Origin of the sequence: Chryseobacterium sp. G0201, assembly GCF_003815655.1 — a bacterium.
Taxonomy (GTDB): Bacteria; Bacteroidota; Bacteroidia; order Flavobacteriales; family Weeksellaceae; genus Chryseobacterium.
The window spans coordinates 3,326,117-3,344,418 of the sequence record NZ_CP033917.1; the positions used below are offsets into that span (position 1 = coordinate 3,326,117).

General features: G+C 33.9%; 16 protein-coding genes and 1 pseudogene. 9 read left to right on the top strand and 8 right to left on the bottom strand.

Annotated elements, in window-relative coordinates; all coding sequences use genetic code 11:
- Positions 1 to 9: 9 nt before the first annotated feature.
- The 9 genes from priA (at position 10) to gldG (ending at position 11,609) form a co-directional block, all read left to right on the top strand.
- Positions 10 to 2,451: a primosomal protein N' gene (gene priA, locus EG348_RS14960; RefSeq protein WP_123983797.1), complete on the top strand. Its 2,442-nt coding sequence runs from the start codon at positions 10 to 12 to the stop codon at positions 2,449 to 2,451.
- A gap of 161 nt (positions 2,452 to 2,612) precedes the next feature.
- Complete coding sequence (dacB, locus tag EG348_RS14965) at positions 2,613 to 4,085, top strand: D-alanyl-D-alanine carboxypeptidase/D-alanyl-D-alanine-endopeptidase (RefSeq protein ID WP_123983798.1); 1,473 nt, start codon at positions 2,613 to 2,615, stop codon at positions 4,083 to 4,085.
- An 86-nt stretch (positions 4,086 to 4,171) separates the two neighbouring features.
- Complete coding sequence (locus tag EG348_RS14970) at positions 4,172 to 6,103, top strand: M1 family aminopeptidase (RefSeq protein WP_123983799.1); 1,932 nt, start codon at positions 4,172 to 4,174, stop codon at positions 6,101 to 6,103.
- Between the two features lie 98 nt (positions 6,104 to 6,201).
- Positions 6,202 to 7,398, top strand: coding sequence for a glycine C-acetyltransferase (gene kbl / locus EG348_RS14975; protein WP_123983800.1), 1,197 nt, complete (start codon positions 6,202 to 6,204; stop codon positions 7,396 to 7,398).
- Positions 7,399 to 7,584: 186 nt separating this feature from the next.
- Positions 7,585 to 8,121 carry a hypothetical protein gene (locus tag EG348_RS14980; RefSeq protein ID WP_123983801.1) on the top strand — a complete coding sequence of 179 codons (537 nt, stop codon included), beginning with the start codon at positions 7,585 to 7,587 and terminating at the stop codon, positions 8,119 to 8,121.
- A gap of 4 nt (positions 8,122 to 8,125) precedes the next feature.
- The gene (locus tag EG348_RS14985) at positions 8,126 to 8,563 is read left to right on the top strand and encodes a hypothetical protein (RefSeq protein WP_123983802.1); all 438 of its coding nucleotides are present in this window, start codon (positions 8,126 to 8,128) and stop codon (positions 8,561 to 8,563) included.
- A 10-nt stretch (positions 8,564 to 8,573) separates the two neighbouring features.
- The gene (locus EG348_RS14990; protein ID WP_123983803.1) at positions 8,574 to 9,122 is read left to right on the top strand and encodes a CopD family protein; all 549 of its coding nucleotides are present in this window, start codon (positions 8,574 to 8,576) and stop codon (positions 9,120 to 9,122) included.
- An 86-nt stretch (positions 9,123 to 9,208) separates the two neighbouring features.
- Positions 9,209 to 9,937 carry an ABC transporter permease gene (locus EG348_RS14995; RefSeq protein ID WP_123983804.1) on the top strand — a complete coding sequence of 243 codons (729 nt, stop codon included), beginning with the start codon at positions 9,209 to 9,211 and terminating at the stop codon, positions 9,935 to 9,937.
- A gap of 4 nt (positions 9,938 to 9,941) precedes the next feature.
- Positions 9,942 to 11,609 (top strand): gliding motility-associated ABC transporter substrate-binding protein GldG, encoded by a 1,668-nt coding sequence (gene gldG, locus EG348_RS15000; RefSeq protein ID WP_123983805.1) that lies wholly within the window; start codon positions 9,942 to 9,944, stop codon positions 11,607 to 11,609.
- 57 nt (positions 11,610 to 11,666) lie between these two features.
- On the opposite strand, the gene EG348_RS15005 is transcribed toward gldG, so the two are convergent.
- The 8 genes and pseudogenes from EG348_RS15005 to EG348_RS15035 all read right to left on the bottom strand — a co-directional run bounded on the left by EG348_RS15005 (position 11,667) and on the right by EG348_RS15035 (position 18,113).
- Complete coding sequence (locus EG348_RS15005) at positions 11,667 to 12,413, bottom strand: endonuclease NucS domain-containing protein (RefSeq protein WP_123983806.1); 747 nt, start codon at positions 12,411 to 12,413, stop codon at positions 11,667 to 11,669.
- A gap of 176 nt (positions 12,414 to 12,589) precedes the next feature.
- The gene (locus tag EG348_RS15010) at positions 12,590 to 13,327 is read right to left on the bottom strand and encodes an SDR family oxidoreductase (RefSeq protein WP_123983807.1); all 738 of its coding nucleotides are present in this window, start codon (positions 13,325 to 13,327) and stop codon (positions 12,590 to 12,592) included.
- Between the two features lie 439 nt (positions 13,328 to 13,766).
- A complete protein-coding gene (locus EG348_RS15015) occupies positions 13,767 to 14,342 on the bottom strand; it encodes a Crp/Fnr family transcriptional regulator (protein WP_123983808.1) in 576 nt (191 codons plus the stop codon).
- 68 nt (positions 14,343 to 14,410) lie between these two features.
- Complete coding sequence (locus EG348_RS15020) at positions 14,411 to 15,325, bottom strand: helix-turn-helix domain-containing protein (RefSeq protein WP_123983809.1); 915 nt, start codon at positions 15,323 to 15,325, stop codon at positions 14,411 to 14,413.
- Positions 15,326 to 15,508: 183 nt separating this feature from the next.
- Positions 15,509 to 16,348 carry an SDR family NAD(P)-dependent oxidoreductase gene (locus EG348_RS15025; protein ID WP_123983810.1) on the bottom strand — a complete coding sequence of 280 codons (840 nt, stop codon included), beginning with the start codon at positions 16,346 to 16,348 and terminating at the stop codon, positions 15,509 to 15,511.
- A 159-nt stretch (positions 16,349 to 16,507) separates the two neighbouring features.
- A complete protein-coding gene (locus EG348_RS21760; protein ID WP_164463232.1) occupies positions 16,508 to 16,657 on the bottom strand; it encodes a hypothetical protein in 150 nt (49 codons plus the stop codon).
- Positions 16,638 to 17,225 (bottom strand): annotated as a pseudogene (locus EG348_RS15030) (zeta toxin family protein). The gene EG348_RS21760 and the pseudogene EG348_RS15030 overlap by 20 nt, the downstream one beginning before the upstream one ends.
- Before the next feature lie 72 nt (positions 17,226 to 17,297).
- Positions 17,298 to 18,113: a DUF2314 domain-containing protein gene (locus EG348_RS15035; protein WP_123983811.1), complete on the bottom strand. Its 816-nt coding sequence runs from the start codon at positions 18,111 to 18,113 to the stop codon at positions 17,298 to 17,300.
- Positions 18,114 to 18,302 lie beyond the last annotated feature (189 nt).

The window sequence follows — 18,302 nt, forward strand, 5'->3', positions numbered from 1 at the left end:
ATATTTCCCTTGCGATACGCCCAAATTGTTTTACCGTTAAATTTAAAAGGTTCTTTTACGTACAAAGTCCCTGAAGAGCTCATGTCTGTCATTCACACCGGAATGCGCGTGCTGGTTCCTTTTGGCGGAAAGAAAATTTATACAGGAATTGTTTTTGAACTTCATGACAACGAGCCGGAAAACTTTGTTGCAAAAGAAGTGATCAGCCTTCTGGATGAATCACCAATTTTAGCGAAAGAGCAGATTAACTTCTGGAACTGGCTTGCCGATTATTATTTGTGCGGTTTGGGAGAAATTTACCGCTTCGCATTTCCTTCTTCTTTGAAATTGGAAAGTGAAACTTATTTAAAATTAAAACCCAATGCAATTATTGATTTCGAGATTCTTGATGTCAATGAAATGTATATGATTCAGGCTCTGGAAGTTCGTCAGTTGATTAATTTGACTGATATTGAGGCTTTTATCCCGAAAAAAGATATTATCAAAACCATCAATTCTCTGATCGACCTTCAATACATCGAAATTGATGAAAAAATAACGGAAAAATATAAGGCGAAGGAAGTTGCTTATGTAAGGATTAATCAATCGGTTTTAAGTAATCGAAATCTTACAGAAATCCTTTCAAAACTGAACAAAGCTCCGAAACAGAAAGATCTTTTTCTTATTATTCTGGAGAAACAGACCGAAGATCCTTCAGGTTTTATAAAGAAATCAGACTTGTTTGCAGATGGAAATTTCGGAAGTTCGCATTTCAAATCTTTAGCAGATAAAAATCTGATTGAAGAATATTACATGCAGAAAGATCGAATCGAAAGCTATGAAGGTGAAATTGAAGAGATTGAAGAACTTTCTGAACTGCAGAAAATAGCAAAAGCAGAAGTTGATGAAGCATTTGAAGCAAAAGAAAATGTGTTGCTTCATGGCGTTACTTCTTCCGGAAAGACCCATATTTATTTAGATAAAATTGAAGAATGCATCAATGAAGGAAAAAATGTATTGTTCTTACTTCCTGAGATCTCTTTAACCAAACAAATTACCCAAAGATTAGAAAAAAAATACGGTCGACAAATTGGTTTTTATCATCAGAAACTAACTGATTTTGAGCGTGTAGAAGTCTGGAGAAGAATAAAACAAAACGATATCCGAATTCTTATCGGAACACGAAATTCTTTGTTTTTACCATTCCAAAATTTAGGTTTAATTGTTGTTGATGAAGAACATGATTCTGCGTACAAACAGTTTACGCCTTATTTTAATGGAAAAGATTCGGCGTTGGTTTTGGCTAGTTTTTATGATGCAAGAGTAATTTTAGGATCCGCAACGCCTTCTGTTGAAAGTTATTATCGCGCAAGAAAAGGAAAAATGAAGTATGTTTTCCTTACAGAACGTTTCGGAAATGTCAACTTACCTGAATTTGAGTTAATTAATTTTAAAGAAGCTCAGGATTCTAAAAAAGTAACAGGAAATTTTTCTTTGCGATTAATTGAAGAACTCCAGAGAACACTTGACGATAAAAATCAAGCTATTATTCTTCACAACCGCCGTGGTTATGCTAATGTTATCGAATGTGAAAGTTGTGGCTACGTTAATTACTGCTCCAATTGTGACGTTGTCATGACGTATCACAAGGCTGCCAATGAAATGAAATGCCATTACTGCGGCCAGAGAGCATCAAAGCCCAAAGCCTGTCCGAAATGTCATTCCGAAAAGCTGAATGAAAAAGGAGTTGGGGTAGAACAGATTCATGAAGAGATTTCTAAAATTTTCCCTGAAAATGAAGTAGATCGAATGGATGTGGATTCTATGCGAAAGAAATTCGCCTACGAAAAATTATACGAAAAAATTGAAGACCGGGAAACGGATATTGTAGTTGGTACTCAAATGATTTCCAAAGGATTGGATTTTGATCATATAGAATTGGTAGGTATTCCAAAAGCAGATTCCTTATTATATGTACAGGATTTCAGAGCGGAGGAAAGAGCATACCAGTTAATCACTCAGGTTTCCGGACGAGCGGGAAGGGTTTCAGGAAAAGGTAAGATTTTAATTCAAACCTATAATCCGGATCATTCTGTTTTTCAGTTGATTAAAATGAATAATACGGCTAAAATCTATAAATATTTCCTCACAGAACGTCAGAAATTCCATTATCCGCCTTTCACAAAGTTGATCATGATCGAGATGAAACACAGGAAAGAAGATAAAGTAGATCGTGCTTCACAGTTTTTAGGCTCTATTTTGAGGAAATATCTTCCGGAAGACTGTGTTTTAGGACCAGAAAGAGCACAGATTGCGAGGTTGAATAATCTCTATCAGTTTCAAATTATGCTAAAACTTCCAAGAGGGAAAAACTATGAAAAATTTAAGGCAATGGTTTTATTAAGTTTGACGGAATTTGACGAAATCACTGCTTACCAAAGCATTAAAAAAGACGTTTTAGTGGACTTTTAACAATTTTTAACATAATTTAGAGTCTTTTATCACCATAAAAAGCCCAACCTATTACAATAATATCTACTTTTGGACGTTGATTAAATGTTTGAGTCTTATATTGAATGATTTTTAACAAATCGTTTTTATAGGAATCAAACTAGAAAACAAAAACAAAATAGATGGTAAATTTCAGAAAATATGTTTCAAGTGCAGCAGTATTGGCTTCTGGTTTATTCCTCGCTCAATCTACTGTTTCTACCGTTCTTTATTCTCAGGCTTACGACAATCAAAAGAGTAGTTTAAACTTGCCTTCTCCCATCACTTCGGCTGTGGAGAAAACGATTTTGTCGGCTAAAGAGCTGGTAGATATTAATGTAAACACAATGATGGCAGATCCTGTGCTGAAAAATGCAACTTGGGGATTTGTAGTGTATGACCCGAAAACTAAGAAAGTAATTTCTTCGTACAACGAAAACACTCCTCTGGTTCCGGCTTCTACAACGAAATTATTAACCACTGAGACAGCTTTAAATCTGTTAGGTGAAAATTATCGTTGGATGACTCAGCTGGAATACTCAGGAAGTGTAGACGAAAATGGAGTTTTGAACGGAAATCTGTATGTTGTAGGTAGCGGTGACCCGTCTTTAGGGACGAATAAAGCCGGAGCTTATTCTTACAGAGATATTATTTCAGACTTCATCAGTGGGATGTCTCGTGAGGGAATCAAAAAGGTAAATGGTGATATTATTATTCAGACAGCGCTTTTCAAAGGTAACATTTCGAGACTTCCGGAAAATGTTGTTTGGTTAGAAAACAATAATTACTACCTGCCGGTTGGTACAACTCGTGAAATAAATCCTGCCAACGAAAAACTGATCGTAAAAAAAGGAAACAGTTTCTCAGGAGAGAAGAAATATTTCTATGTTTCTCCTTACAACAGCCAAATGGTTTTTGCCGACAAATACGAAGGTGACGGAATTTTAACAACAAAATTACCCGATGCTCCAGCTTATTTAGCAAATACTTTAAGAGCTACATTAGTAAAAAGCGGAATAGGCGTTACCGGAAAAGTAACTCCTAAAATGACGGATGCCACTCCTGAAAGCAGAAAATTGGTTTCAGCGTATAAATCTCCAACTTTAGGTGATATTGTTTATTATACGAATCAGCACAGTGATAATTCTTTGGCTGAAGCTTTATTGAAAACAGTAGGTTTCCAAAGCAAAGGTGATCAGACTTCAGAATCTGGTAGAATAGTTGTAACGAATCATTTGAAAGAAGAAGGGTTTGATATGATGGGATTAAATTATATCGATGGTAGCGGACTTTCAAGAAACAATAATGTTACGCCGATCTCTCAGGTTAAATATTTAACATCTTTAATGGATGAAAAATATTACAAAACGTATTTAACTTCATTGCCGATTGGCGGACAATCTGGAACGTTAAAAAGAATGTTCATAGGAACCGGAAACGGACAAATCTTTGCTAAAACAGGAACTTTAAATAAAGTAAAAGCTCTAGCTGGATATATGAAAACAAATTCCGGGAAGACTTTAGTTTTTTCACTATTAGTTAATAATTATTCAGGATCTGTAGATATGGTGAAGAAAAGAATGGAAAAAATTCTAGAACCGGCTTTAGATCTTTAAAAATATTTTTATTTTAAATAATATAAGAACCTTTTAATCAATGATTAGAAGGTTTTTTTTATCTTTGATACTGTAACAAACTGAATATGAGAAAATTTTATCTGTTAGTTTTATCTATTTTATCCTTTCAGCAATTCTATAGCCAGAATCAGGATCAAAACATAGAAATGAAAGGTCTGATCGCAAAGGAAGCTAAATCTTTTGCCAAAAAAATGACTGCTTATAACATCAATCCCAATACTTTAAATTACGATTTGCAGTATCAGAGAATGGATGTTACACTAAATCCAACAGTGTATAATATTTCGGGTTCGGTAACTTCTCATTTTAAGCCGACTCAAAGCATGAGCAGTATCTATTTTGACCTTGCAAATACTTTAACGGTTTCTCAGGTTCAGTATCACGGAACAAATCTTGTCTTTCAACAACTTCCTACAAAGGAACTGAAAATTGATTTTCAGTCTTCTCTTCCTGCTAATGTCCTAGATTCTTTAACAATACAGTATGCAGGACCTCCGCCAACAACTAATAATGCCTTTGCAACTGGTACTCAAAACGGAACGCCTATTCTTTCAACATTAAATGAACCTTACGGCGCACAGGACTGGTTTCCGACTAAGCAAAGTATGAATGATAAGATCGACAGGTTTGATTTTAAAATTAAAACCCCTTCTCAATATAATGTAGCGGCCAACGGAAAATTAATGTCAGAAACAGCGGTTTCGGGTGGTCAGAAACTTACATTTTGGAGAACAATGTATCCCACATCAGCTTATTTGATTGCACTTTCTATCACGAATTTTATTAAATTGAATGATACCATGGGAAATCCGCCATTTCCTTTTGTGAATTATTTATATCCGACTTCCGCCAGTAATCCGTCTATTATGGCTGATATTGACTGGACGAAGCAAATCATGAATACCTTTGAAACCTATTTTGGATTATATCCTTTCAGAAATGAAAAGTACGGACACATGGAATTTCAGTACGGAGGTGTTTGTATGGAGCATCAAACGATGTCTTCTATGAGTGGATGGAGTAAAACTGTGATCGCACACGAGTTGGCTCATCAATGGTTTGGAGATAAAGTAACCTGTGGTGCATGGAATGACATTTGGCTGAATGAAGGTTTCGCAACATTCGGGGAACATTTGGCTAATGAAAAATTATTAATGATAAATGCCCAGTTTATGAATTATTTGTCTGGTCAGAAAGATTATATTACCAGCGCAACAGGAGGAAGTACATATGTTCCGGATTCAAAGCTGGGAAATATTGGTGATATTTTCAGTGGTAGATTGTCCTATGCAAAAGGTGGATATATTGTAAGAATGATCAAATGGATTTTAGGGGATACCGCTTTTTATCAGGCCTTGAAAGATTATCATGCAAGACCGAATTTAGCGTATAATTATGCAAAAACACAAGATTTGAGCGCTTCTTTATTACTGTCTACAGGAAGAAATTTTACAGAATTTTTTAATGATTGGGTGTATGGAGAAGGATATCCTACGTATAATATCAAATGGAGACAGGTCGGAAATCAAGTGACATTTAGAGCCTCACAAACACAAAGTAGCCCTACAGTAAGCTTTTTTGAAATGCCACTTCCAATAAAAGTGACTGGAACAGGAGGAGAAATAGCTTATTTTGCTTTAAATAATACAACGAACAATCAATATTTTACGGAATCTGTTACTTTTCCGATAGCAAGTGTTCAGTTTAATTATGAATACCAGATGTTAGAGAGAAACTCGACTGTTAGTCAGGATAACACATTGTCTACGGCAGATCTAGCTATTGATAAATTCTCATTATATCCAAATCCTGCGAAGAATGAATTGTATTTAAAAGGTATTGATAAACCAACAGATTTCACAATCCATTTTGTAGATGGAAAATTAGTCAGAAAAGATATTTATCAGCCTAATAAACCGATTAATATTTCAGAATTGGTTCCCGGAACTTATGTTTTCACAATAAAAGAAAAGAATATTAAATTTATTAAGCATTAATATAAAATTTATTTTCCGAATCTATAAATAACAAAGCTGTTTCATAATAATGAAATGGCTTTTTTTCTTAAATTAGCGCATCTAAAAAATTACTAAAAATGATTTCTGAAAAATATCTTCAAAATTTACAGAACGAACTTAAGAATATCGAGAACGACGGGCTTTTCAAAAGAGAAAGAATTATTACTTCTCAGCAAAGTGCGGAAATAGAAGCCAACGGAAAAAAACTCCTGAACTTCTGTGCCAACAATTATTTGGGATTATCAAACAATCCTGAAGTGATGAAAGCTTCTCAGGACATGATCGAATCTCATGGTTACGGAATGTCTTCTGTACGTTTCATCTGTGGAACTCAGGATATTCACAAGCAGTTGGAAGAAAAAATTGCTCAATTCTTAGGTCTTGAGGATACTATTTTATACGCTGCATGCTTTGATGCGAATGGAGGTGTTTTCGAACCTTTATTCACAGAAGAAGATGCGATTATTTCGGATGAATTAAACCACGCTTCAATCATCGACGGAGTTCGTCTTTGTAAAGCGGCAAGATATCGTTACAAAAACAATAATATGGCAGATTTGGAAGCTCAGTTGATCGTTGCTTCTGAAAAAAATCACCGTTTCAAAATTATTGTGACAGACGGAGTTTTCTCAATGGACGGAATCGTTGCCGACTTGAAGGGAGTTTGCGATCTAGCCGATAAATACGATGCTTTGGTAATGGTTGATGACTCTCACGCAACTGGTTTCATCGGAAAAACTGGTCGTGGAACTCACGAAGCCAACGAAGTGATGGGTAGAGTAGACATCATTACTTCTACGCTAGGAAAAGCTTTGGGTGGTGCTTTGGGAGGATTTACTTCAGGTAAAAAAGAGATTATCGATATGTTGAGACAGCGTTCTCGTCCTTACTTATTCTCTAATTCATTGGCTCCCGGAATCGTGGGTGCAGCTTTGAAGGTGTTGGAAATGATCTCAGACGATACTTCTCTTCGTGATCAGGTAATGGAAAACGCTGAATATTTCAGAGCGGAAATGAAAGCTAAAGGTTTTGATATTCCTGATGGTGACGCTGCGATTGTTCCGGTAATGTTGTACGATGCACCATTAGCTCAGAAAATGGCCGAAAAATTAATGGATGAAGGAATTTACGTAATCGGATTCTTCTATCCAGTTGTACCGAAAGGAAAAGCGAGAATCAGAGTTCAGCTTTCTGCAGCGCATACAAGAGCACATTTGGATAAGGCAATCGTTGCTTTTGAAAAAGTAGGAAAGGAACTAGGAGTAATTTCTTAATAATTATTCGCAATTTGACTTAATGGAAAAAAGTCTCTCTGAACTTTGCTGAGTAGAACGCCTTTGCGAACTTAAAATCAACGTAATTATTTGCAAAAAAACTTTGCTAGCTTTGCGTTAAAAAATATGAGTATTGAAGACAGACACTCAAAAATTTATTAATTATAAAAATTTAAAAAGCTGGTTATGAAAAAAATAATACTGATTATTGGTTTTGTTTGTTTTCAAAGCTTCTTTGCACAAAATATTATGGATCTTGATCTTAAAAATGTTGAACTGCAAGGCATGAGACCTGCTAAAATAAATAAAGAAATGAAAGACATCGGGATCACTCAGATCCCTTTTGTGACGGATAATCCTGATGTTATTTCTAAAATTGAGGAGAAGGAAGTTGGTTCTTCGATCAAAAAGTTATATGCCTTCATTTATAATAATGGAGAAAGAGGTGATGGTGGAGTTATTATAAATGAATTTAAAACGAAAGGCAATCTTGATGATTATCTCGCCAAGACTTTCGAGCAGTCGAATTACAGAATTTTAGTTAAAGATTTGTTTTTTATTCGCATTTGGAGTGATTACAGTTTGCATGTAGAAGGCAAAGAAACAAGCGAAGATCACTTAAATAAATTGGAAAAATATTACACCAAGTTAGGTGCGAAAAGAATTCAATTAAAACCTGATGAATCTATCATTACTGAAGTTGCTGATTCTGTAGCTAAATAATTATATGAAAATAAGGTTTTTGATTTTAATAGGTTGTTTCGTTTTAGTTTCATGTAAAACTAAATTGAATCAATATGTAAAAGATCAGAATAATGTCAATAAGAGAGATGGAAAATGGAGAGAAGAATATTCTGCAGATGAAGGAACTCTTATTGCGGTAGGAAAATATAAACTAGGAGAGAAGGTCGGAACTTGGAAGACATTTCTTGATAAAAAGATATATCAGAAAGATAAAGTCAGAAAAGATATCACAAAGACCAAAAAATATTATTCCAATGGAAATATCATGGAAAAAGGACAGTCAAAATTAGATATTTCTAAAACTGAACGTCATTGGTATTACTTTGGAGAATGGAAATATTACAACAATCAAGGAAAACCGTTGTATATGAAAATATATGAACAGGGTAAAAAAGCTGATAGTATTTCCTTTATAAAATAGAAAGTTTAGAATGCTTTACACAATAATAAAAGCTTTACATATCATTTTTATGGTAAGTTATTTTGCGGGAATTTTTTATCTCGTAAGAATTTTCGTTTACTATAAAGATACCGATGAATTTGCCGAAGAAAAAAAGAAGATTTTAAGAGAACAATATACTTTCATGGCTCGAAGATTATGGAATATTATTACCGTTCCTGCCGGAATTATTATGACGGTATGCGGATTGGTGATGATCTTTTTGAATCCGGGTTTAATGAAAATGTCCTGGTTTCATTTAAAACTAACTTTTCTGATTGGTTTGGCGATTTATCATTACTGGTGCTGGAAAAAAGTACTTCAACTAAAAGAATTAAACGGGAATACCTTAGAAATAGCCAATATAAAATTAAGACAAGCGAATGAAATCGCAACGTTTATTTTGTTTCTGGTGGTTTTCACAGTCATATTAAAATCAATGGCGATTGAATATTGGTGGCAATTAATTGCCGGATTTTTCGTCTTGGTATTTTTAATCATGATGACCGTTAAATTGGTAAATAAAAACAAGAAAAAATAATAAAAGCTTTAGGCTAAAGGCAGTAAGCGATAAGCTTTTCTGCTTACTGCTTATAGCATATTGTTTACTGCAAATTAAAAAAAACTATGATTGCAATTTTTAAGAAAGAACTTTGGAGTTACTTTGGGAATTGGAGCGCGTGGATCATCATTGCAACTTTCAGTTTGATAGCGACTCTTTTTCTGTTTTTTTTCGATAACGATTTTAATATTTTCGACATCGGAATGGCTTCTTTACAAAGCTATTTTGTGTTGGTTCCGTGGTTGTTGATGTTTATCATTCCGGCATTGTCTATGAAAACTTTTGCGGAAGAACAGCAGACCGGGACATTAAACTGGTTGTTTTCTCAGCCATTGAAAATTTCAGATTTAGTTCTTGGGAAATTTCTTTCCGTTTGGGTAGTTGGGATATTATGTTTGATTCCTTCATTGATTTACCTTTACACAGTCTATGTTTTGGGAGTTCCTGCCGGAAATATCGACCTTGGAATGACCTTCGGAAGTTATATCGGAATGATCATTTTGATCGCCGCATTTTCAGGTGTTGGAATTTTAGCTTCTTCGCTTTCTCAAAATCAGATCATGGCTTATCTGTTGGGCGTTTTCATGTGTTTCATCATGTATTTCGGGATCGAACAGTTGGCTAGTTATAAATTATTGGGCGGAGCAGATTTTATTTTGCAGAATGTTGGTTTTTATCAACACTTTTTAGGTTTCACAAGAGGTCTTATCGATTTCAAGGATGTAGCCTATTTTGTTTTTATCATTGGTCTTACGCTCGCTTTGTCTAATCATTTTATCAATAAAAAGAAGTAGAATTATGAAGAAGATACAATTTAAATCTCCATTAGGAATTTTACTTTTCGTTGTTTTACCATTGGTCATTATTCTGGCTGTTTCAGGGGTCAGATTAGATTTAACAAAAGAAAAAAGATATACCCTTTCTGAGAATACCATCAAAGTATTAAAATCGGTTAAGAAACCATTGACCGTTGATGTATACTTGGAAGGCGATTTTCCTGCAAGTTTCAAACAGCTTCAGGGCGAAACGAAATTTATGCTGGAAGAATTCAGAAAGATCAATTCAAACATAGATTTTAAATTCATTGATCCTATTAAAACCAAAATGTCTCAGGACACATTGATGGCAATGGGAATGCAGCCTTCGGTACTTCCTGATATTAAAGATGGAAAGGTTTCACAAATCATGCTTTTCCCGTATGCTGTGGTGAAGTACGATAAAAAGGGAGTTTCAATTCCTTTGGTTGTACAGCAGGCGAACATCAATGCAGACGAACAACTGACAAAATCAATTGAAAATCTTGAATACAATCTTGTTTCAAACATCAAAAATATTGCAGCCGATAAAAGAAAAAAGATCGGAATTTTGGTGAATCAGGATGAATTAAATCCACGTGAATTTCATGGTTTTATGGAATTAGCTTCTGAAAGTTACGATGCAGGACCTGTTATTCCTAAAAATCAGGTTGAACTGACTGTTGCTGATGTTCCTTTATTGAAACAGATGAGCGCCTTGGTGATTGCAAAACCTAGAAAAGCATTTACAGATGGCGAAAAAGTAATTCTTGACCAATACATCATGAACGGCGGAAAAACTTTATGGATGATCGATGCCGTGAACGCCGAAATGGATACGCTGATGAGGTCTCAAAAAGTAATGCCTTTTCCTGTAGATGTCAATATGACGGATTTCTTTTTCAATTATGGACTGAGAATCAATCCGGCCTTGGTGAAAGATTTGAAGAAATTTGCTTTGCTGAAATTGGTAACAGGAGAAGTAAGCGGAAATGCACAATATACAAGTCTTCCGTGGCCATATTATCCTCTTGGAATTGCTGAACACAATAATCCGATCACTAAAAATATCAACCCTGTAAAATTTGAATTCCCGACATCAATCGATACGTTAGGAAGAAAAAATATTAAGACCAATATTCTTTTTGAATCGAGTGAGAGAACGCTTTTAAAGCAGGTTCCAAACTATGTTGATCTGAAAGAAATTGCAAGTGTAGACAGTCTCGGACAAATGGAAAAGCCAAGTACTCCGAAGATTTATGCCGTTGCCTTGGAAGGGAAATTTACTTCTGCTTACGGATCTAGAATTGAAAGAAAATCGTATCCCGGATTTAAGGCTCAAAGCCCTGAAAACAAAATGATCGTCATTGCAGACGGTGATATAGGAAGAAATAAAGTGATCAAAGACGAACCTTTACCTTTAGGTGTTGACCTGATGACGAATGAGCAATTCGGAAACGAACAGTTTTTAAGAAATGCTTTAGATTATCTCTTAGACGACAGTAATTTAATGGATTTAAGAAACAGAAACATCGAAGAAAGACTTCTTGACCGACAAAGAATAACCGAAGAGAAAGGCAATTGGCAGTGGCTGAATTTACTGCTTCCTTTAGCAATTATCGGATTGTTAGGAGGATTGTTCTTCTGGTTGAGGAAGAAGAAGTTTGGATAGAATATAAATAGAAAAGAGAAACTAAATAGAAAAGAGAAACTTTGAGGTTTCTCTTTTTTACATTTTTTCTAAAAACTTTACATCAAATTTCATTTCATATTCACATAAGCTTACATTTGGTGTCATTTCTACGGCATATTTTATTTTTTCATCCATTTTATTAGCTACAATTATTCCGAATACATTTTTATCCTTTGCCAAATTTATTTTAACCCACCCCATATATCTTAAAAGTTGTCCAAGTGCTTTGTCCATTCCTTTTGATAACTTTGTTTCGAATACATAAAAATTATCATATTCATCAGTTGTTAAAATATCAATTAGACCTACTTCGGTAGGAAACTCTTTTCCACGTCTTTCACCATCATCATATAATTTAAGTTTATGTTTTTTTATGGTTGAAAGATTTCGAATTAAAAAATCTTGTAAATGCTCTTCAAGAGCAAATAAATAAGATTCTGTTTTTTCTTCTATTTCAATTAATGGAGTTAATGATAAAGTTGGATTAGATATTTTTCCAAGTTTTTCTTCATAGATTCGAAACTCAATATATCTTTTAAAAGCATTAGAATCTTGTGTTCTATTCTTCAAATCTCTTTCTCGAAATTCTGGAATTGTAAACCAGTTATTATAAATTATTGTTAAATCATTTGAGTTTTTAATTTCGTATAATGATCTTGTATGAATCATTGATTTTGCAACAAGATCTTTTGAAAGTTTATCAATTTTTGAAGAATATGACTTAATGGTTCCTGTAGACCATTTATCGTTCATCCAAATTTTAAAATTTTCTTTTTCAGTCATTTATAATTTTAGTTATTAATTTACAATTATCAATTAATATTAGCTTGCAATGAAGTTTTAAAATCACAGCCTGTATTTAATTATCAGTAATTATAATATCAAATATATAAAATCGATAACATATAAAAAAGAGAAACCCAAAAGTCTCTCTTTACTCATTAGTTATAAAATAGATACTACCACGGGCTTATCCCAATTTCATCCTCAATATCATTACTGTAAAACTGTCCTGTTGGTGCATTTTCATCCGTAAGCGTGTGTTTAACGATAAAAGTAGCAGCACTTTCAACAGAACCCGGACCATTATGGTTGTTAAAATCTGTTGCCGTATAGCCGGGATCGATAACATTTACTTTAAAAGGAAGATCCTTCAATTCATAGGCTAAAACAATCGTGTAAGCATTCAATGCAGACTTTGAAGGTCCGTAAGCAGCAGCTTTTACATTGTAATATTTCCAAGTCGGATCGCTGTGAAGGGTTAATGAACCCAACCCGGAAGTAATGTTAGTTATTCTCGGGCTTTCCGATTTTTTTAGCAGTTCTAAAAATGCCTGTGTCACACTGATCACTCCAAAAAAGTTGGTATCAAATACGGTTTGAATATCTTTGATCGATGTTTCTGCTGCAGTTTGAGGATTTACGCCTAAAATTCCTGCGTTGTTGATTAGAATATCCAGTTTTCCCTGTTCTTTTTCGACCAAATTTTTAGCTGCTGAAATAGAATCGGGATTGGTAACATCTATTTCGATGGCTTTGATATTTTGAAAACCTTTTTCGGTTAATTCTTTGACGATAGCTTCTCCTTTTTCAAGATCACGGCTTCCTAAATAAACGAATAATCCTTTTTCTGAAAGTTGTTTTGCGGTTTCAAGGCCAATACTTCTGTTGGCTCCTGTAATTAATACTGAATTCATTTTCTTTGTTTTTAATTGATGATGTAAAAGTCCGCCAATTAAATAAGATAACATTTGCCAAATGACAAAAAGCGATGATGAGTTGGAAGTTGATTAATTCAATGAAGAGAATACATACTGACTTTGTCATTCCGTAGGAATCTAAACACACCTATATAAAATACTGTTTTCAATGCTTGGTTGAGATTCCTACGGAATGACAAAGTCACTGTAAACAATAAAATCCATTTTTAAAGGCAAAGTTTTAATATCAAAAATAGATTAATTTTAGAGAGCAAAGAGGTGCGATAAAGTCGCTGATGAAGGTTGCTTCTTAAGAATCAATTATATTGATTCAATTCTTTGCCCCTTTAAATAGGCAAAATTAGAAATAAATCTTTGCGTTAAAAAAACTTTCGTTTAATAAGCCAATTAAAACTTTTTTTATAAAGTTAAAAATCTAAACTTTACCAATATTCTTCCTAATCCTACTCAAAGAAGACTGCGTCACTCCCAAATAAGAAGCAATATACGAAAGCGGAATACGGTTGACAACAGTAGGGTAGATCTCCAAAAATTTAAGATAGCGTGTTGTAGCATCTTCTGAAACAAGAGGACTTCTTCTTTCCACTTTCTGAATCAATGCTCTGGAAATAATTTTATGAACAATAGCTTCCCAACCAACAATGGTTTGTAGTAATTCTAACCAGTCTTTTCTTGAAAAAACGATCATTTTACAGTCGGTGACCGCCTGAACATAGGCACTTGAACAAATTTGATTATCAAAACTTTCCAGATCTACAACCAGATTATTTTCTTCAATGAAGTATTTGGTGATTTCTTCGCCTTTATTATTGTAATAGCAAACGCGCAAAATTCCATCTACAATGAAACCGACTTGTTTTGCTATTTTCCCTGCTTCTGAAAAATATTCTTCTTTCGAAAAATTGATTTCAACGGCTTTGCTTGAAATAAAATCGATCTGTTGCTGATTAAGATTTCCAAATCTTAAAATAAAATCAAATAATTGTTTCATGAATGCAAGTTAGGTAAACTTAGTTTTCCGCGATTTGTCATTTGACAAAAAGTGATGATTTATATTTTTTAATTAAACAATTTCCGAAACTCCAAGGGTGACTGATTCGTTTTTTGTTTAAACAATTTACTGAAAGACTGCGGATGCTCAAATCCCAATTCATAAGCAATTTCACTCACAGACAGAGTTGTTGTACTCAAACGTTCTTTTGCTGTGTTAATGATTTTATTTTGAATATGTTGCTGTGTGTTTTGTTGGGTATGGATTCTTAATAAAGTTCCCAGGTAATTGGGGGAAATATTCATTTGTTCGGCAATAGTTTTGACGGAAGGAATACCATTTTCAATTAAATTTCCATTATCAAAATATTGGGATAGTACTTGTTCAAATCTTTCCAGCAATTCGTGACTTGATTTCTTTCTTGTAAAAAACTGACGTTCATAAAAACGTTCTGCATAAATCAGAAATAATTCCAATTGAGCAACAATGAGTTCTTGGGTGAATTTGTCAATATTGGTCTGATATTCTTTTTCAATATTTTTAAATAAGTCAACAATAATTTTTTCTTCTTTATCGGATAGGAAAAGTGCTTCATTAATTTGATAAGTGAAAAAATCGTAAGATTTTATTTTCTTGATCAAAGAGGTTCCCCAAAGAAAATCGGGATGAATCAGTAATAAATATCCTGTCGGTTCCACTTCAACATCCGGTTTCATTTCAAGGCTTAAAAACTGAAGCGGAGAAACAAAACACAACACTCCGGAATCAAAATCATATTTCTGCTGACCGTAATTGAACTTAGCATTAACATTCCGTTTCAAGCCGATTGAATAAAAATTCTGGATCCATTTCAGCTCATTATCGTCCGTAGGATAATTGACCTTACTATAATCTATCAGGCTGATCAAAGGATGTTCAGGATTCGGAAGATTACAGAAAGCATGAAATTCCGAGATTGAATTAAAACGAAATGTCTGTTTCATAATGCTAAGGTATTTAATTATTTTGAAATTGATTTTATTTGTTTTTAATCATTAAGATTTTGATTTTAAGATCCTTCGACAGGCTCAGGATGACACTGTGAAAACTTTGCGTATTAATTAAAACGGTTAGTATTAGCGATGTCATCCTGAGCGGAGTCGAGGGATCTATAAGTTTTTAATAAATTAAATCACAGTCGATAAAGTCAAACTTTCCCACTTTTCCGCATCTCCTTTAATTGCAGCAATTTTATTATCCAAAAACTCAGAAGCACCGCTACCCAATAAGAAATGTACTGGTGGATTTTGTTCTTCACTGATTGCGATCAAAGCTTCTGCTCCTTTTTCAGGATCATTAGGCTGATTTCCATTAATTTCATCAAGATGAGATTGTTCCGAATTTCTTGCTGTTTCATATTCCGGAATAGCATTCTCAGGCGTTTTTACAGAGTCTTTACTTAAGAAATCTGTTCTGAAATATCCCGGATACACAACGGTTGCTTTCACTCCAAAATCTCTAATTTCCTCGGCTAATGATTCTGTAAGTCCGGCCACTGCAAATTTTGTAGCACAGTAAATTCCCCAACCCGGAAAGTTTCCGGAGTATCCTCCAATGGAAGAAATGTTGAAAATATGTCCTGATTTTTGCTGACGAAGATAAGGCATTGCATTTCTGATTACATTCAGCGTTCCGAATACATTGATGTCGAAATTGTCTCTTGCTTCTTTGTCGGAAAGTTCTTCCAAAGTTCCAATCAATCCGTAGCCTGCGTTATTGACAATTACATCAAGCTGTCCAAAATAATCAACACTTTTTGCGATGGCTGATTGGACATCTTCATTATCTACTAAATTAACTTCAAGTGGTAAAAATTGTTCAGAAGCTTCTCCGATTTCGGAAATCAATGACTGAGCATTTCTGGTGGTTGCAACAACACGATAATTCTTTTCTAATAATTTTTTAACTAAGGCTAATCCCAAACCTTTTGAGGCTCCTGTAATGAGCCATACTTTTTTTGTTTCCATTTTTTTATTTGTTTTAAATGATGGTACAAAGATGGAAAGATGTGGAATGGGAAAAGTAGCTCAATCAATGAATGATGTAACCGAATCGTGAATTTGGAATAGAGGAGTAAAAAAAGAGAAACCCGGAAGTCTCTCTTTAATTATAATATACCTTAAATATTAAGGCTTTATTTTCACAATTTTATTTTCTCGTATAATCACGACCTCACTGTTGCTTTTTCTTTTGAAGTCGAGCATTTTTTCATAGGCTTGTTCAAGACCTTTTAAAATTTTAGTTCTTCTTTCGTCCTTAGCTTCTTTTGTCATCATAATTTTTTAGTTCATTAAATTTTTCCTCGTGATAAATGATAATTTCTTCATTGATATTTTTTTCCGCGATCAAAATATGGTTTCCTTCGGAATTATCAAAAATCAAAATCTGATCCACAATTGAAAGATAAATATTAAAAAGATTTATAATTCCATTATGATATCTTCTTTCGATAACATCTGTAGGAATATTATGACCACCTTCCTGAACTCTTGTTCTTACACGTTCTTTTGCAAGTTCCGGATTCTTTAGCCAGAAGAAAAGAAGAGTAGTATTATATCCTTTTTCTTTAGCTTTTAAAATTTTATCTTTGTAAGATTTTGTTGCTAAAGTTGTTTCAAAGGCGAAGTTTTCATTGCTTTTAAATAATTCATCAATTCTCGCTAGCATGATTCTTCCTGCCTCAAAAGAAACTTTTTCCGGTTGAAAAGGAGATAAACCTTTTGCAATTTCATCAGCATTCACAAATTCTTTACAATTTAATATTTCTGGTAGGATCGTGAAAGAAGCTGTAGTTTTCCCAGCTCCATTGCAACCTTAAATTATGTAAAGATTTTTTTCTTCCATCATTACAAATTTAAGTTATTTTTCTTTCAATTAAAACAAAAAAGAGAAACCCTAAAGTCTCTCTTTATCTATTTAGTTTTCTAAAGCAGGAATCAAATGTTCCCAATTCAGTTGTTTGGCATAATCAAGGGCTGTTTTTCCGTTGTTGGATTGTAGATTTCGATCGGCTCCGGCTTCCAAAATCACTTCGACAGAACTTAAATTTCCGGCAATGGTTTCTTTATGAAGAAGTGTCAATCCGTTTTCATCTATATTCGTTAATTCATTAGGATATTGTTGTAAAAACTTCACGAAATCTTCCTTCATATTTCTGCTCATGGGATGTTCAACAAGATTTTCAGGCTTTTCTTTTTGTTCGTGAACGAGCTCAATATCATTAAAATCTCCAAAATCAAGCTGCCATGCATCGTCGTGCTCTTGTCGTTCCGTTTCGTCCATGTCGGCACGCATTTTATGTATGGTGAAGCCACCATAAGCTTTAGGTAAAGGAGTGGAGGAGGAAGAAAATAATTTAGAGAATTTTGATTTTTTCTCGGTTGGGGTAATAGCAAAAAGCCAGTCACTGATTTCATTTAAAGGGATTTCAAAATAATCTCCCGGCTGTATGTTGGTGATGTCATTAGGTTCATTCATCAAATAGCCTTTTACATGATCTCCATCAAAATCAATATCACTAATCCACATGTGCTCTACGATATTTTTCCCTGTTTCCGGATCTTCCTGCGAGAAAGCGGCTTTTACACAAGCCAGATTAAGCCCAGGGATAATTCTTCTGTATTCCCAAGATTGCTCTCGCCAGAAATATTTAAAGGTTTCCTGCGCTTTTTTATAAGCTTCAATCATCTTGGGGTCGGTTCCGTCTGTGAAAATAAACGAATTGTTTTCCATTATATTTAAAATTTTTGTGATTTGAGTTTGAAAAAAGTAGTGAAAAGGATATATGAATTAAGCTTGAAAGCATTATGAATATTCACAAAACTGATACTTTTACTATTCAACTAAAATACGAAAAATTTTAAACGGAAGTTTGAATTTATAGTTAAATTTTATTTAAAAATGAATGAAAAGAACTGCGAT

Coding starts and splice junctions, on each gene's coding strand:
- dacB (WP_123983798.1), top strand. CDS start 2,613: ATGGTAAATTTCAGAAAATATGTTTCAAGTGCAGCAGTATTGGCTTCT.
- EG348_RS14970 (WP_123983799.1), top strand. CDS start 4,172: ATGAGAAAATTTTATCTGTTAGTTTTATCTATTTTATCCTTTCAGCAA.
- kbl (WP_123983800.1), top strand. CDS start 6,202: ATGATTTCTGAAAAATATCTTCAAAATTTACAGAACGAACTTAAGAAT.
- EG348_RS14980 (WP_123983801.1), top strand. CDS start 7,585: ATGAAAAAAATAATACTGATTATTGGTTTTGTTTGTTTTCAAAGCTTC.
- EG348_RS14985 (WP_123983802.1), top strand. CDS start 8,126: ATGAAAATAAGGTTTTTGATTTTAATAGGTTGTTTCGTTTTAGTTTCA.
- EG348_RS14990 (WP_123983803.1), top strand. CDS start 8,574: ATGCTTTACACAATAATAAAAGCTTTACATATCATTTTTATGGTAAGT.
- EG348_RS14995 (WP_123983804.1), top strand. CDS start 9,209: ATGATTGCAATTTTTAAGAAAGAACTTTGGAGTTACTTTGGGAATTGG.
- gldG (WP_123983805.1), top strand. CDS start 9,942: ATGAAGAAGATACAATTTAAATCTCCATTAGGAATTTTACTTTTCGTT.
- EG348_RS15005 (WP_123983806.1), bottom strand. CDS start 12,413: ATGACTGAAAAAGAAAATTTTAAAATTTGGATGAACGATAAATGGTCT.
- EG348_RS15010 (WP_123983807.1), bottom strand. CDS start 13,327: ATGAATTCAGTATTAATTACAGGAGCCAACAGAAGTATTGGCCTTGAA.
- EG348_RS15015 (WP_123983808.1), bottom strand. CDS start 14,342: ATGAAACAATTATTTGATTTTATTTTAAGATTTGGAAATCTTAATCAG.
- EG348_RS15020 (WP_123983809.1), bottom strand. CDS start 15,325: ATGAAACAGACATTTCGTTTTAATTCAATCTCGGAATTTCATGCTTTC.
- EG348_RS15025 (WP_123983810.1), bottom strand. CDS start 16,348: ATGGAAACAAAAAAAGTATGGCTCATTACAGGAGCCTCAAAAGGTTTG.
- EG348_RS21760 (WP_164463232.1), bottom strand. CDS start 16,657: ATGATGACAAAAGAAGCTAAGGACGAAAGAAGAACTAAAATTTTAAAA.
- EG348_RS15035 (WP_123983811.1), bottom strand. CDS start 18,113: ATGGAAAACAATTCGTTTATTTTCACAGACGGAACCGACCCCAAGATG.